This window comes from Halopseudomonas sp., from assembly GCF_036961105.1.
Classification (GTDB): Bacteria; Pseudomonadota; Gammaproteobacteria; order Pseudomonadales; family Pseudomonadaceae; genus Halopseudomonas.
In genome coordinates, this window is record NZ_JBALWW010000018.1 from 25,880 (window position 1) to 38,290 (window position 12,411).

The 12,411-nt window shown below is 59.5% G+C and carries 13 protein-coding genes; 9 read left to right on the top strand and 4 right to left on the bottom strand.

Annotated elements, in window-relative coordinates; genetic code table 11:
- The first annotated feature begins 6 nt into the window (after nt 1–6).
- Genes V7756_RS15060 through V7756_RS15075 form a run of 4 tightly spaced genes read left to right on the top strand, consistent with a single transcriptional unit; the run spans nt 7 to nt 3,531 of the window.
- Nucleotides 7–942, top strand: a complete 936-nt coding sequence (locus V7756_RS15060; RefSeq protein WP_335611015.1) for a metal ABC transporter solute-binding protein, Zn/Mn family — start codon at nt 7–9, stop codon at nt 940–942.
- Entirely contained in the window at nt 939–1,721 is a 783-nt protein-coding gene (locus V7756_RS15065) for a metal ABC transporter ATP-binding protein (RefSeq protein WP_335611016.1), read from the top strand. The genes V7756_RS15060 and V7756_RS15065 overlap by 4 nt, the downstream gene beginning before the upstream one ends.
- Nucleotides 1,718–2,623, top strand: coding sequence for a metal ABC transporter permease (locus tag V7756_RS15070; protein ID WP_335611017.1), 906 nt, complete (start codon nt 1,718–1,720; stop codon nt 2,621–2,623). Before V7756_RS15065 ends, V7756_RS15070 begins: the two co-directional genes overlap by 4 nt.
- Nucleotides 2,620–3,531 (top strand): metal ABC transporter solute-binding protein, Zn/Mn family, encoded by a 912-nt coding sequence (locus V7756_RS15075; RefSeq protein ID WP_335611018.1) that lies wholly within the window; start codon nt 2,620–2,622, stop codon nt 3,529–3,531. The genes V7756_RS15070 and V7756_RS15075 overlap by 4 nt, the downstream gene beginning before the upstream one ends.
- A 19-nt stretch (nt 3,532–3,550) precedes the next feature.
- Here V7756_RS15075 and V7756_RS15080 read toward each other — a convergent pair whose 3' ends face one another.
- Genes V7756_RS15080 through V7756_RS15090 form a run of 3 tightly spaced genes read right to left on the bottom strand, consistent with a single transcriptional unit; the run spans nt 3,551 to nt 6,952 of the window.
- Nucleotides 3,551–4,267 carry a phosphatase domain-containing protein gene (locus V7756_RS15080; RefSeq protein ID WP_335611019.1) on the bottom strand — a complete coding sequence of 239 codons (717 nt, stop codon included), beginning with the start codon at nt 4,265–4,267 and terminating at the stop codon, nt 3,551–3,553.
- Entirely contained in the window at nt 4,254–4,997 is a 744-nt protein-coding gene (locus tag V7756_RS15085; RefSeq protein WP_335611020.1) for a phosphatase PAP2 family protein, read from the bottom strand. The genes V7756_RS15080 and V7756_RS15085 overlap by 14 nt, the downstream gene beginning before the upstream one ends.
- Nucleotides 4,994–6,952: an LTA synthase family protein gene (locus V7756_RS15090; protein WP_335611021.1), complete on the bottom strand. Its 1,959-nt coding sequence runs from the start codon at nt 6,950–6,952 to the stop codon at nt 4,994–4,996. Before V7756_RS15090 ends, V7756_RS15085 begins: the two co-directional genes overlap by 4 nt.
- A gap of 115 nt (nt 6,953–7,067) precedes the next feature.
- On the opposite strand from V7756_RS15090, the gene V7756_RS15095 reads away from it, so the two are divergent.
- The 5 genes from V7756_RS15095 (at nt 7,068) to V7756_RS15115 (ending at nt 10,892) form a co-directional block, all read left to right on the top strand.
- A complete protein-coding gene (locus tag V7756_RS15095; protein WP_335611022.1) occupies nt 7,068–7,751 on the top strand; it encodes a response regulator transcription factor in 684 nt (227 codons plus the stop codon).
- The gene (locus tag V7756_RS15100; protein ID WP_335611023.1) at nt 7,741–9,003 is read left to right on the top strand and encodes a sensor histidine kinase; all 1,263 of its coding nucleotides are present in this window, start codon (nt 7,741–7,743) and stop codon (nt 9,001–9,003) included. Before V7756_RS15095 ends, V7756_RS15100 begins: the two co-directional genes overlap by 11 nt.
- Before the next feature lie 98 nt (nt 9,004–9,101).
- A complete protein-coding gene (locus V7756_RS15105) occupies nt 9,102–9,791 on the top strand; it encodes a class I SAM-dependent methyltransferase (RefSeq protein ID WP_335611024.1) in 690 nt (229 codons plus the stop codon).
- Nucleotides 9,788–10,510 (top strand): lipopolysaccharide kinase InaA family protein, encoded by a 723-nt coding sequence (locus tag V7756_RS15110; RefSeq protein ID WP_335611025.1) that lies wholly within the window; start codon nt 9,788–9,790, stop codon nt 10,508–10,510. Before V7756_RS15105 ends, V7756_RS15110 begins: the two co-directional genes overlap by 4 nt.
- Nucleotides 10,500–10,892 carry a diacylglycerol kinase gene (locus V7756_RS15115; RefSeq protein ID WP_335611026.1) on the top strand — a complete coding sequence of 131 codons (393 nt, stop codon included), beginning with the start codon at nt 10,500–10,502 and terminating at the stop codon, nt 10,890–10,892. The genes V7756_RS15110 and V7756_RS15115 overlap by 11 nt, the downstream gene beginning before the upstream one ends.
- Here the strand turns inward: V7756_RS15115 and V7756_RS15120 are convergent.
- Nucleotides 10,889–12,397 (bottom strand): PepSY domain-containing protein, encoded by a 1,509-nt coding sequence (locus tag V7756_RS15120; protein ID WP_335611027.1) that lies wholly within the window; start codon nt 12,395–12,397, stop codon nt 10,889–10,891. The genes V7756_RS15115 and V7756_RS15120 overlap by 4 nt on opposite strands.
- Between the last annotated feature and the right edge of the window lie 14 nt (nt 12,398–12,411).

Consider the following 12,411-nt stretch of genomic DNA (forward strand, 5'->3'; position numbering starts at 1 on the left):
ATGACCATGACACGCAAAGCCGCTTTCCATCGACGCACCTTTCTGCGCCTGGCCCTGCTCAGCCTGATCGCCCTCTTCACCAGTCTGCCCAGTCATGCCGCCAGCGATAAAAAGCTGCGCGTCGGCATTACCCTGCACCCCTACTACAGCTACGTCATCAACATCGTCGGCGACAAGGCCGAGGTGGTACCGCTGATTCCGGCCGGCTTCAACCCGCACGCCTATGAACCGCACTCCGAAGACATCAAGCGCATCGGCACGCTGGATGTCATAGTGCTCAACGGTATCGGCCACGACGATTTTGCCGACCGCATGATCGCCGCCAGTGAAAAGCCCGACATCCCCACCATTGAGGCCAACGAAAACGTGCCGCTGCTGGCCGCCACCGGCAACGCTGCCCGTGGCGCTGGCAAAGTGGTCAATCCGCATACCTTCCTGTCGATCAGCGCCAGCATTGCGCAGATCAACAACATTGCCCGCGAACTCGGCAAGCTGGATCCCGACAACGCCAGTACCTATATCCGCAACGCCCGCAGCTACGGCCGCAAACTGCGCAAGATGCGCGCCGATGCCTTGGCCAAACTGTCCGATGCGCCCAACGCCGAGCTGCGCGTAGCCACCATTCACGGTGCCTACGACTATCTGCTGCGCGAGTTTGGCCTGGAGGTTACCGCCGTGGTTGAGCCGGCCCACGGCATCGAGCCCAGCCCCAGCCAGCTGAAGAAGACCATCGATCAGCTCAAGGATCTGGATGTGCAGGTGATCTTCTCCGAGATCGACTTCCCCTCGGCTTACGTGGATACCATCCAGCGTGAGTCGGGCGTGAAACTCTACGCCCTGACGCATATTTCCTATGGCGAATACAGCGCCGACAAGTACGAAGAAGGCATGCGTCAGAATCTGGATACCGTGGTCCGTGCCATTCAGGAGTCGGCGCAATGAACAGTGCCGGCGCCGCGCCTGAGCGCGTATTGCAGCGCCAGATTACCGGCCCAGGCATCGAGTTTGCCAGCGTCTCCCTGTCCCTGGGGCGCACCGAGATCTTGCGCCACATCGATTTGCAGGTAGCGGCCGGTGACATTCATGCGCTGGTGGGCCCCAACGGCGGCGGCAAAAGCTCGCTGATCAAGACGCTGCTGGGGCAGATGCCGCATCAGGGCGAGCTGCGTCTGCACTGGCCCGACGCCCCAGGGGTGATTGGCTATGTACCGCAGGCACTGGAGTTTGATCGCGGCCTGCCGCTTAGCGTGGAAGACTTCATGGCTGCGATGTGCCAGCGGCGCCCGGCATTTTTCGGGATTTCCCGGCATTTTCGCGCAGCTATCGACGAAGCACTGGAGCTGGTCGGCATGCAGGGCAAACGCAAGCGCCGCATGGGCGCACTGTCTGGCGGTGAGCGCCAGCGCGTGCTGCTGGCCCAGGGTCTGATCCCGGCGCCGCAGCTGCTGGTGCTGGACGAGCCCATGTCGGCCCTGGATGAAGCCGGCATACAGGTCTTCGAGCGCCTGCTGCAGCACTGGCGTGCCGCTGGCGTGACCGTGCTGTGGATCGAACATGACCTGGCCGCAGTCGGGCGCATGGCCGATCAGGTCAGCGGGCTCAACCGGCAAATCCTGTTCAGCTCTACCCCGCATGAGGCGCTGACACCGCAGCGGCTGCTCGAGCTGTTCTCTACCCATCCGCGCAGTAAAGATCATCCGCAGCAGGGGCAGCCCGCATGACTCTGGATTACGAACATTTTCGCCTGGCCATTCAGGGCTGGGCCAGCGCCGGTTATCTGCCGGAGATGCTGACCTACGGCTTCGTCGTCAACGCCCTGCTGGCCGGCCTGATGATAGGCCCGGTGCTTGGCGGCCTGGGCACCCTGGTGGTGGTCAAGCGGTTCGCCTTCTTCTCCGAGGCCGTGGGTCACGCTGCACTGACTGGTGTGGCAATTGGCATTCTGCTGGGCGAGCCCTATACCAGCCCCTACGGTAGCCTCTTTGCGTACTGTCTGCTGTTTGGCCTGCTGCTCAATTATCTGCGCAACCGCACCGGCCTGGCTCCGGACACCCTGATTGGCGTATTTCTTTCGGTTTCGCTGGCATTGGGCGCCAGCCTGCTGTTGATACTGGCAGGACGCATCAACATCCACATTCTGGAGAACGTACTATTTGGCTCGGTGCTCACCGTCAATGGCACTGACCTGGCCGTGCTCGCCGGCGTCGGTACGCTGGTGGTGTGCCTGGCCATCCCGCTCTACAACCGCATCATGCTCGCCAGTTTCAATCCGCAACTGGCCGCGGTAAGAGGCGTGGCAGTGAAAACCATGGACTATCTGTTCGTGGTGCTGGTAACCCTGATCACGGTCGCGGCGGTCAAGGTGATTGGCGCCATTCTGGTCGGCGCCCTGCTGGTGATTCCGGCAGCGGCCGCGCGCCTGGTCGGCCAATCGCTGCGCGGGTTTTTCTGGTACTCGGTACTCATTGCCACCCTCAGCACCCTCGCCGGCATTCTGCTGCCGATCATGATCGATCTGCCGATCCCCTCAGGCGCCGCCATCATTCTGGTGGCCGGCATATTCTTCGCGCTCGCGGCCATTGCCCGCGGCACACTCCCGCAGTTGAAAGGAAATATCGGATGAACCCAGCCCTTCGCTCCTGCCTGCTGGCCGCGCTGATGGCCAGCGTCAGCCTTCCCAGCCTGGCTCAAGAATCCAGCGAACCCGCAGCCGCTGACAGCCCGATAGAGTTGCTGGCAGCGCTGCCTATCACCTACGGGCTGACCGCCATGTTGATCGACGGCAGCGACATTCAGCTGGAACGCGCCGCGCCAGCCAACTTGCCCGGTAGCCGCCAGCCGTCTTACTTTGCTGGCCGCGGCGCCGCCAAACTGGATGCCTTGGCTAAGGACGCCGATGCGGTCATCAATCTGCGCTCCAGTTGGCCGGACGACAGTCTCTATCCGCTGGCACGCCGCAGCAACATCCGCATCATCGAGATAGATGCCGCGCGCCCGGTCGATGGTGCCCTGCCCGGCATCGCCACCCAACCCTCTCTGAGCGCTAATGGTCTCGACGCCGAGCCCTGGCTGGAAACCACCAACATGGGTCGCATGGCCGATATCATCGCCGCTGACCTGGTGCGCCTGGCGCCTGAGGCCAAACCGCAGATCGAGCAGAATCTGGCCAGCCTCAAGCATCGCCTGCTGCAGCTGAGCGCCAGCAGTGAAACCCGCCTGCTCGAGTTCGACAACCTCAGTGTGGTCAGCCTGAGCCCGCACTTCGAGTATCTGATCAGCGGTCTCAATCTTGAACCGGTGCCCTTCGAGCTGCCGATTACCCGCAGCTGGAGCGCAGAGCAGCTGCAACAGCTGACCCAGACCCTGACCGACTACGATGTGGCGCTGGTGCTCGCCAGCACCCCGCCGAACGACGACATAGTTGAAGCCATTGCCGCCAGCAACAGCACTCTGGTGGTACTGGAAAGCGGCGAGGCCGACCCGCTGACCGATTTGGAATCCAAGGTAAACGCAGTGTTGACTGCGTTCTGATTAAACCTGAGAAAAGGCCTTAGCCGGTCTTATCGTCCGGCTCAGTCCAACCTCCAAACAAACCGCGCCACTCACACCCTGCGAAAAAGGACGTACTACATTTACCCGTTGCGACAGCATTCCTGAAGGCAGACAAATCTACCCGATTCAAATAAGCAATTGCATCTTTCATGCGGTCGGCTGACCCAAAGCCACCTTCCAGCATTTCCGCCACGGCTTGCTCCGGCTTCCAGCCGTCATAGATGATGCGGTACATAGCAATGATGAGCCCAGTACGATTCTGCCCGTGCTTGCAGTGCACCAACACCGCGCCGAGGCGCTCACCTTGTCTGATCGCACGCAGCACAGCTATCACATCGCTGTCTTTCACCCGATCTCCACGGATGGGTATATGGATACGGCGAACGTGCGCGTCATTCAGCCAGCTTTCATCGCTTTGCTGATAAAGGTTTATCACCGTACTGATACCCAAGCGGCGCAACTCGTCCACATTGCCGCGCTCCGGCAAGGCGCTACGGTAAAGGCTGTCGCTAAGCACATAAAGTCGGAAACTCGCATTCAGGGGTTCTGCCCAATTGGCAGGACGGGAAGCGTGCGCAGATAAAGTCGGCAGAGGAATCTCGTGGGCGTCTTTACGTAATAGATCAGGCCGCCACAATCCGATAATGAGCAGCACAAGGCTCAGAGCCAGTGCAATCGATCCAATTGTGTACCAGGTGGATTTAAACAGAACCATGTTGAACCTCGCATGCCTGTACCGAATCGCGCAGTCTCAGTACCGGCTGAAACATCACTAAGCGGTAACAGCAGAGGCTGATGCACCAGTCGAACAACAGCGTCCACAGGTTGTGCGACATGAAATGAGCCCCCTGCATAGTTCGCCCCAAAGAGAACATCCCTCCGAGGCTCAAAGCGACTATCAATGCCAAGCGGGCGGCGCGCGGGCGACGGTCACGCAGCATGAAAAACAGTGCCAGCAGTGAGAACCCGGCAGAGGCATGGCCGCCCGGCCAGCAACGGCCGGGTTTGAGACTTGGCGGCCGCTTGCTCAGCAGCGGGGTATGCACCTGATCCCCACCGTACTGCTGCAGACTCCAGGGACACTGCACGTTGGTGAGGGTTTTGAGCGGTGTCACCAGGCTGGTGCACAGCGCCATGGCCAGCACAAGATAACCCAACGGGCGGCGGTACTGGCGCAGCCTGGTGGGCAACAGGCTGATCAAAAACCCGACAATTGCCAGCACGCCGATCACGATCACTCCCTGTTTGGCGCGGTCGTGCAGGATATCTTCGAGAAAAAAGCTATGACGCCCGACAAAGCCCACACCCGGCTGGTAAAACAAGTTGGCGATAGCCATATCCAGCGGGCCCGGATCGACCAGCAGCATGAGCGCCATCAGGCTCAGCGGCAAGGCAAACCAAAGCCGGAAATTGAATGACCTGGAGGCTCGATCAGATGCGCTCATCGCTGGCTCACCCGCGACCGGAGCGCCATCTCAGCATGCCAGGCCAGCAGGGCGTGGCTGAAATCATAACTGGCCCCTTCGTAGTAAGCGATGCTACGGGCGATCAACTGATCACTCTGTGCGGCCGTGCTTTCCAGGCTTTGACCGAGGGCGTCGTCGTGCCGGCGCATCAACTGACGCGGGCTGAGAATCGCCAGGTTATCCCCATCAAACAACCCCAAGTGTTGATAGTTGCCGATCAGCGCGCGACCAGATGCGTGGTCTTCCCGCAGCACATTGCGACCAAAGAAGGTTGAGGTGTAATCCATGTTCAACAGACCCAGCAAGGTGGGAGCAATATCAATCTGGCTGGTCAGCGTGGCCACCTCGGCCGGCTGCACCAGGCCCGGTGCGTAGATGAATAGCGGGATGTGGTAGTTGCTGACCGGCAGGTCTTCCTTGCCCGCGCTGCCGGCGGTGTGGTCGGCCACAAACACGAACACCGTGTTATCAAACCAGGGCTTCTGACGCGCCGCGCGCAGGAACTCACCAATGGCGTAGTCGGTGTATTTCACCGCGCCTTCACGGCCGGAACCCGAAGCAAGGTCGATGCGCCCTTCCGGGTAGCTGTAGGGTCGATGGTTGGAGGTGGTCATCAATTGCAGAAAGAACGGGCTGCCGTTGGCAAAGTCCGCATCCGCGACTTTTAACGTCTGGTTATAAAGATCCTCATCGCTCATGCCCCAGGCATTGGTAAAGGTGACTTCATCGTCCGGCACACTGGCCTGATCGACGATGCGATAGCCGTTTCCCGCAAAAAAGGCGTTCATATTGTCAAAGTAACCGCGCCCGCCATACATAAACACGCTGTCGTAACCCTGTGCGGTAAATTGCTGGCCCAGGCTGGCGAAGCCACTTTCGCGGCCTACACGCTTGACGATAGAGCGGCCAGGCGTTGGCGGGATCGACAGGGTAATAGCTTCCAGCCCGCGCGTAGTACGCGTGCCAGTTGCATACAGATTGCTGAAATACAGGCTCTGATGCCGCAACACATCCAGCTCAGGGCTCAGATTACGCGTATCGCCCTCACTACCCAGATACTTGGCGCTCAGGCTCTCGATGGTTACCAGAATCACGTTCATGCGTTTGGGCTGACCGGGGTTGTCGATCTGCCGGCGAATGCTCAAGGGGTCGGTATCGACAAAGCGCGCGTTGGGCTCAATAACTTCATCACGCAGCTGGCTGGCGACCTGCTGCAGTGGCAGCACCGGGTAAAACTGCTCGTAATCCAACTCGTTATTACGGAACGCGGCAAAGAACTGATAAGGCCCATTGGCCGAGAGCTCGTGCTGGTATGCGTTGCCCCCGCTGCTACGCGGAAAGCCCTGACCCACAACGCCGATGCCCAGTCCGATCAGCAACGCCCAGCTGGCCAGAAGCGTACCGCGCTGACGCCACTCAAGCACCGGAGCAGCAACAACACGGTGCATCGCACCCCGCAGGGCCAGCGTCATGCCGAGGGCAATTAGCGCCAGCACACCCAGCAGCGAATAAACCGGGTAAGACTCCAGAATGTTGTTGAGCACTTCATCGGAATAGACCAGATAGTCCACAGCGATGAAGTTGAAACGCACGCTGAACTCATCCCAGAACAGCCACTCAGCAACCACCGTAAACAGCATGAGAAAAATGCTGAAGGTGAGTATCAGTTGCAAAAAACGCGGATGCCACCGGCTTTGCCAAACGCGCGCCGGGCACAAAATTAAATACAGCGCCAACGGCGCCAGGGCATATAACAGGAAGGTCAAGTCGTAGACCAGACCTTCAGCGTACAAAGCCAGAGTGCTGCCCACGCCAAGCTGCGCCTCATGCAAATGGGTAAACAGCAGCAGGCTGCGGGTCAGGATAAACAGGCTCAGCCAGAGCAGACTGATCAGAGCGAGAAAACGTGTTTGCGCAAATTTTAACGGGTGCATTGTATGATCCGGGTTGATGACAATGGCGCAAGTGTGGCCATACTGCTGTCAGCAGTTCGTCAACACGCTGTGAAAAAAACGTTAAACAACAAGCCCGTATTGGTGAGGCAGCTGGATGCGCATTCTGGTAATCGAAGACAATCGCGACATTCTGGCCAATGTGCTGGATTACCTGCAGCTCAAGGGCTACACGGTTGATTGCGCCCAAGACGGACTATCCGGACTGCACCTCGCGGTGAGCGAGCATTACGACCTAATCGTGCTCGACATCATGCTCCCCGGTATGGACGGCTATCAGCTGTGTCAGCGTTTGCGCAACGACGCTCAGCGCGACACGCCAATCATCATGCTGACCGCACGCGACCAGCTGGATGATCGTCTAAAGGGTCTGAACAACGGGGCCGACGACTATCTGGTCAAACCCTTCGCGCTGTCGGAGCTGGTCGCTCGCATCGAGGCCATCTTGCGGCGCAGCCAGGGTGGCAGCCGGCATCATCTCAACGTTGGCGATCTCAGCTACGACCTCGATACCCTGCAAGTCAGCCGTCAGGGCAAGCAACTCAAACTCAATCCGGTTGGGCTCAAACTGCTGGAAGTATTGATGCGCAAAAGCCCGGCCGTAGTACGCCGAGCGGTGCTGGAAGAAGCACTGTGGGGCGAAGAACTACCCGACAGCGACAGCCTGCGCAGCCACGTTCACCAACTGCGCCAGGTGATAGACAAACCTTTCACCCAGCCGCTGCTGCATACCATGCACGGTTTGGGTTACTGCCTGGCAGAGCGTGACAATGACCTCTAAACAACCGCTGGTTCGGCGTATCGTCATCGCTTTCACACTGATGACTCTGGTAGTCAGCGGCGGTTTCTCACTGGGCATTGTGGCCATAGTGCACTTCATTGAAGAGCATCTGGTAACGCAGGAAATGAACGAGGAGCTGGAGAACATTCTGCAGAAGGATTTGGCTCAGGGTCTAGCACCAAGATTGGATGACAAGACCCGACTGTTTGCCTCACACATGCCAGGTTACGAGATACCAAAGAGTTTCATTGGGTTGGATGAAGGCTTCAATGAAGTTGTCACCGACACCGAAGCCTATTACGTCTATATCCGCGACTTGCCACAGCAACGTTACCTACTGGTACAGGAACAAGCCGAATTTGAAGCACGGGAAAATGCGCTGTTCATGACCGTCTTTGCCGGATTTTTGCTCAGCGGACTGGCCGCCTGGCTACTCGGCTGGCTAATGGCGCGAACCATCATCGCGCCATTGGTGCGCTTGGCCCAACAGGTTCGCCACCGCGATCAACTGCTCACGCTCGCACCCAATCTGGCGCCCGAATATCCTGCCGATGAGGTCGGTCATTTGGCGGCCGCCTTTGATGAAACCCTGGGGCAGCTCCGTAACTCCCTGGAGCGGGAGCGCTTTTTCACCAGCGATGTGAGCCACGAGCTACGCACGCCCTTGATGGTAGTCGCCTCCTCAGCAGAGCTGCTGGAGACCAGTGCGCTGGACGAGCGCCAGCGCCGCCAGGTCAATCGCATCAAGCGCGCTACCGCAGAGATCAACGATCTAGTGGAAACCTTTCTATTGCTGGCCCGCGCCAATACCCAACCCAACCCGCTGGACGGCAACACCACCTTGGAACAGGTAGCACGTGAACAAGCCGAGCGCTGGGCGCCGCGCTTTGCAGAAAAGGGTCTGACATTTGATCTCAACATAGAAGCAAACAGCGCCACTGCACTGCATGCCGGTTTTATCAGCACCGTAATGTCCAACCTGTTGCGCAATGCACTGCACTATACCGATAGCGGCGTAGTACGCCTGCTAATCAACGCCAACAGCTTTCGCGTGGAAGATACCGGCCAAGGCGTACCCAGCGCACAGCAGCACGAGATCTTCGAACCCTTTGTGCGCGGCACGGAAGCACGCGGCGAAGGACTGGGACTCGGACTGTCATTGGTCAAGCGCATTTGCGCGCACCAGCGTTGGCAGGTAAGTATGTATTCGCTGCCAGCCGGTGGTAGTTGCTTTGAGGTGACGGTGATCTAAAACCTGTTGCCGTTTCACGTTTTTTTCACATTCTTTTGACAATCGGTTGACCCCCCGCTGTTTAGTCTGGCCCTCGTGAACTCTTCGAGGGCTTTGTGATGTCAGATTCAAAAGCGATCAAGTTGGAATTTTCCGACAAGTACGATCAACAGCACGCCTACCACTATTTGGAAAAACACCGGGCTGGGTTGTCTCGTCGGTTGTCCAGCTGGCGCGATATGCAGCTGGCGCGGCGCGCGTTGAAAGACGCCGGCGACCCCAACTTGGTACTCGACCTGCCCTGCGGCGCCGGACGCTTTTGGCCCATGCTGGCCGAAGCACCTAACCGCGTAATTCTGGCTGCAGATAATTCCGCAGACATGATAAAAACCGCGCTAGCGGGCCAACCTGAAGAAATCGTCTCACGGGTAAAAACCTTTCAGACCTCAGCCTTCGATATCGACCTGGGCGACAACGCTGTCGACAGCATATTGTGCATGCGCCTGATCCATCACATTGCCGACCATGAACACCGTTTGGCCATGCTACGCGAACTCTGCCGAGTGTCCCGCGATACGGTGATCATCTCGCTTTGGGTCGATGGCAACTACAAAGCCATGAAACGCAAAAAACTGGAAGCACGTCGCGCTGCACGCAGCAACACCGATAATCAAAACCGTTTTGTAGTGCGCCGCGAAACCATGGAAAGCGAATTCCGGCAGGCCGGTTTCAGCATCATCAACCATCACGACTTTTTACCCGGCTATGCCATGTGGCGCGTGTACGTACTGCGCAAGAGGCGCGCATGAGCGCCCTGTCCTGGCAGCATAGCGACCTGCGGAGCAAAGCCAGGCCATCGTCTTTTGAACGCTGGTGGCAGGTGCAAGGCAAATGGGTCGAGGAGAAGAACCAGCGACGCGGCGGTGAAAGCGGAGTGCAGTTGCTTGCGCCACAGCAATCCGACAAGCCACCTTTGTATAGCAAACGGCAGATCGGCCACCTGTACTACTCCCTGCGCCACCCCTTTGGTTTACCTACGGTGCTGCGTGAAGAACAGGCGCTAATAGACTGCGAAACACTAGGAGTGCAAGTACCCAAACGCGTGTTTTGCGGCGCGCGCAAACAGGCCGGGCAATGGCAGGCGCTACTGATCACCGAGGAACTAAGCGGATTCGTCAGCCTGGATGAATGGTACGCAGAGCACGCCGACAAACTATCCGCCGCGAATCGGCAAGCCGTACTGCACCGGCTGGCCTTGGTGTTACGCAGGCTGCATAGTGGCAGGCGGCAGCATGGCTCGCTGTACAGCAAACACGTGTACATCAGCCTGGCTGCGCAACAGCCAGCGGTAGCCTTGCTCGATCTGGAGAAAAGCCGTCGCCGGTTGTTCCAGCACAAGGCTGTAAAACATGATTTGGCGCAGTTTTGCCGCCGTCGCGGTGCCATGCCGCAAGCGGACTGGGCCTATCTGTTAAAGTGTTACCACAACCCGGAACTGAAACCGGAGACAAACCTTGATGCAACCTGATTCAAAAGCCGGTGAAGAGGCCCTGTCATTGAAAAGCCGTGGCGGGATAAGCCGTGTTTTCAAGGCAACCGCTTACTCGCTGGCCGGCCTGCGCGCCGCCATCCTCGGCGAAGCGGCGTTCCGGCAGCTGCTGGTGCTCAGCGCGGTGCTGATTCCGCTGGCGTGTGTGTTGAACGTCAGCGCGCTGGAGCGCGCTGTGCTATTGCTGGTGGTGTTTGTTGCCCTCATCGTCGAGCTGCTCAACTCGGCCATCGAAGCGGTGGTTGATCGCATTTCGCTGGAACTGCATCCGCTCTCCAAAAGAGCCAAGGACATGGGCAGCGCCGCCCAGCTGATCTCGCTGCTAATGATTCTGACGGTGTGGCTGGTGATCCTCATTTAGTATCGCAACGCCGCCGACTGCAAACGGACGCGGCGGCGTGCTGCTGCCCTGCTCCGCAATCGCCGCCAGCCCATTACCGTTCCGGTCAGGCTGATCAGCAGGCCACCGATACTGAAGCCCAGCATCAACACATCCCACAACGGCCGATTCTGCAGTAGCGGCAACCAGTCCCAGCTGTGCAGCAGTGCAAAGAGCACCCGCGAGGTTCGCCGGCCGCTACTGGCCTGGCTGAGAATCTCGCCGGTGTAGGGGTCGATATGCAGCCAGGTGCGCGCCCCATCCGGGTACTCTACCCGTAGCACCGGCAGGGGTTTGGCCAGGTGCCCCAGCATGCTGTGCTCGGTGCGCGGGTAGTAGTAGAAGTCGTAAGCGTTGAGCCACTGCATCGGTGGCTCAACGGCGGGCCAGACCGCCGCCGCGGCCCGCTCCAGCAACGCAGCGGGCAGACGTTCGCGCACCGGTCCACCGCCCAGGCTCACCCGCGTGGCACCGCTGGCATCCTGCGCAACCAACAGCATCTCGCCAGCCACCCGCCGCCACACCAGCTCCACTGGGTCAAAGCCGCTGGCCTGAAAGCGCTGCAGTGATTGCGCCGGGCTTTGCGCCAGGCGCTCCGGGCCGAGAACCCCGCCAGCATAGGCGCGAGTATCCAGCGGCTCGCCAGGGCTGAAGATCGACCAGGGGTTCATCGACATCAAACCGCTGAAGATCCAGGTCACCAGCAGAGCGCCGGCGCCCAGCCCTACCAGATGATGCCATCGCCCCATGCCGCTATAAGGCGAGTGCGAGCCATTGCGGTAACGCCGCTTGCCACGCCAGCGCATCACCCCCAGCAACATACCCAGTAGCGCCATTACGGTGGCCGCCGCCGACAGGTACACCACGGTGTTGTGCCAGGCCGGCTGCAGCCAGTTGCCGCGCAGTGGGTAGAGCCAGTGAATCCAGGCGCCCACCCAGTTCCACAGGCGCTCATTGGCCGTGGCATCGCGCACAACCGCGCCGGTTTGGCTGGAGATATACAGCAGCCGCTGCTCGGCGTCCTGCAGTTGCACGCGGTACAGCGGCCGCTCGGCATCGAGGCCGCGAGAGTGCGTCCAGGCATCCTCGTCTATCAGCCCCTGCGCCTGCATTGGCGTGTTCGGGGCAAACTGCTGCGCCGCCTGCAACGCCTGCGCCGGGCTGATCGATGTTACTCGCTCGCCACTGCGGGCGTTGACCACCACTCGCCCACCGTCGGCATAGCCCAGCACATAATGCGGCTCGCCGCGCAGGCTGGTCAGCCGCACGCTCTGCAGGGTTCCGTCAGGATCATCGGCGGCCAGCGACACCGGATCAATGCAGCAGCCCTCCAGCGCCAGCGGCGGCAAATGGGCCAGATGCTCGCGTGGCGTCAGCTTGGGATAACCGACGTACATCATCACCACGCCGGAAAAAAACCACATGGCCATAAACAGGCAGAGCGCTATACCCAACCAGCGATGCCAGAGAAACAGATAGCGCTTCATCACTCTCTCCCGGC

Coding starts and splice junctions, on each gene's coding strand:
- V7756_RS15085 (WP_335611020.1), bottom strand. CDS start 4,997: ATGAGCGCATCTGATCGAGCCTCCAGGTCATTCAATTTCCGGCTTTGG.
- V7756_RS15070 (WP_335611017.1), top strand. CDS start 1,718: ATGACTCTGGATTACGAACATTTTCGCCTGGCCATTCAGGGCTGGGCC.
- V7756_RS15080 (WP_335611019.1), bottom strand. CDS start 4,267: ATGGTTCTGTTTAAATCCACCTGGTACACAATTGGATCGATTGCACTG.
- V7756_RS15075 (WP_335611018.1), top strand. CDS start 2,620: ATGAACCCAGCCCTTCGCTCCTGCCTGCTGGCCGCGCTGATGGCCAGC.
- V7756_RS15110 (WP_335611025.1), top strand. CDS start 9,788: ATGAGCGCCCTGTCCTGGCAGCATAGCGACCTGCGGAGCAAAGCCAGG.
- V7756_RS15060 (WP_335611015.1), top strand. CDS start 7: ATGACACGCAAAGCCGCTTTCCATCGACGCACCTTTCTGCGCCTGGCC.
- V7756_RS15100 (WP_335611023.1), top strand. CDS start 7,741: ATGACCTCTAAACAACCGCTGGTTCGGCGTATCGTCATCGCTTTCACA.
- V7756_RS15120 (WP_335611027.1), bottom strand. CDS start 12,397: ATGAAGCGCTATCTGTTTCTCTGGCATCGCTGGTTGGGTATAGCGCTC.
- V7756_RS15115 (WP_335611026.1), top strand. CDS start 10,500: ATGCAACCTGATTCAAAAGCCGGTGAAGAGGCCCTGTCATTGAAAAGC.
- V7756_RS15065 (WP_335611016.1), top strand. CDS start 939: ATGAACAGTGCCGGCGCCGCGCCTGAGCGCGTATTGCAGCGCCAGATT.
- V7756_RS15090 (WP_335611021.1), bottom strand. CDS start 6,952: ATGCACCCGTTAAAATTTGCGCAAACACGTTTTCTCGCTCTGATCAGT.
- V7756_RS15095 (WP_335611022.1), top strand. CDS start 7,068: ATGCGCATTCTGGTAATCGAAGACAATCGCGACATTCTGGCCAATGTG.
- V7756_RS15105 (WP_335611024.1), top strand. CDS start 9,102: ATGTCAGATTCAAAAGCGATCAAGTTGGAATTTTCCGACAAGTACGAT.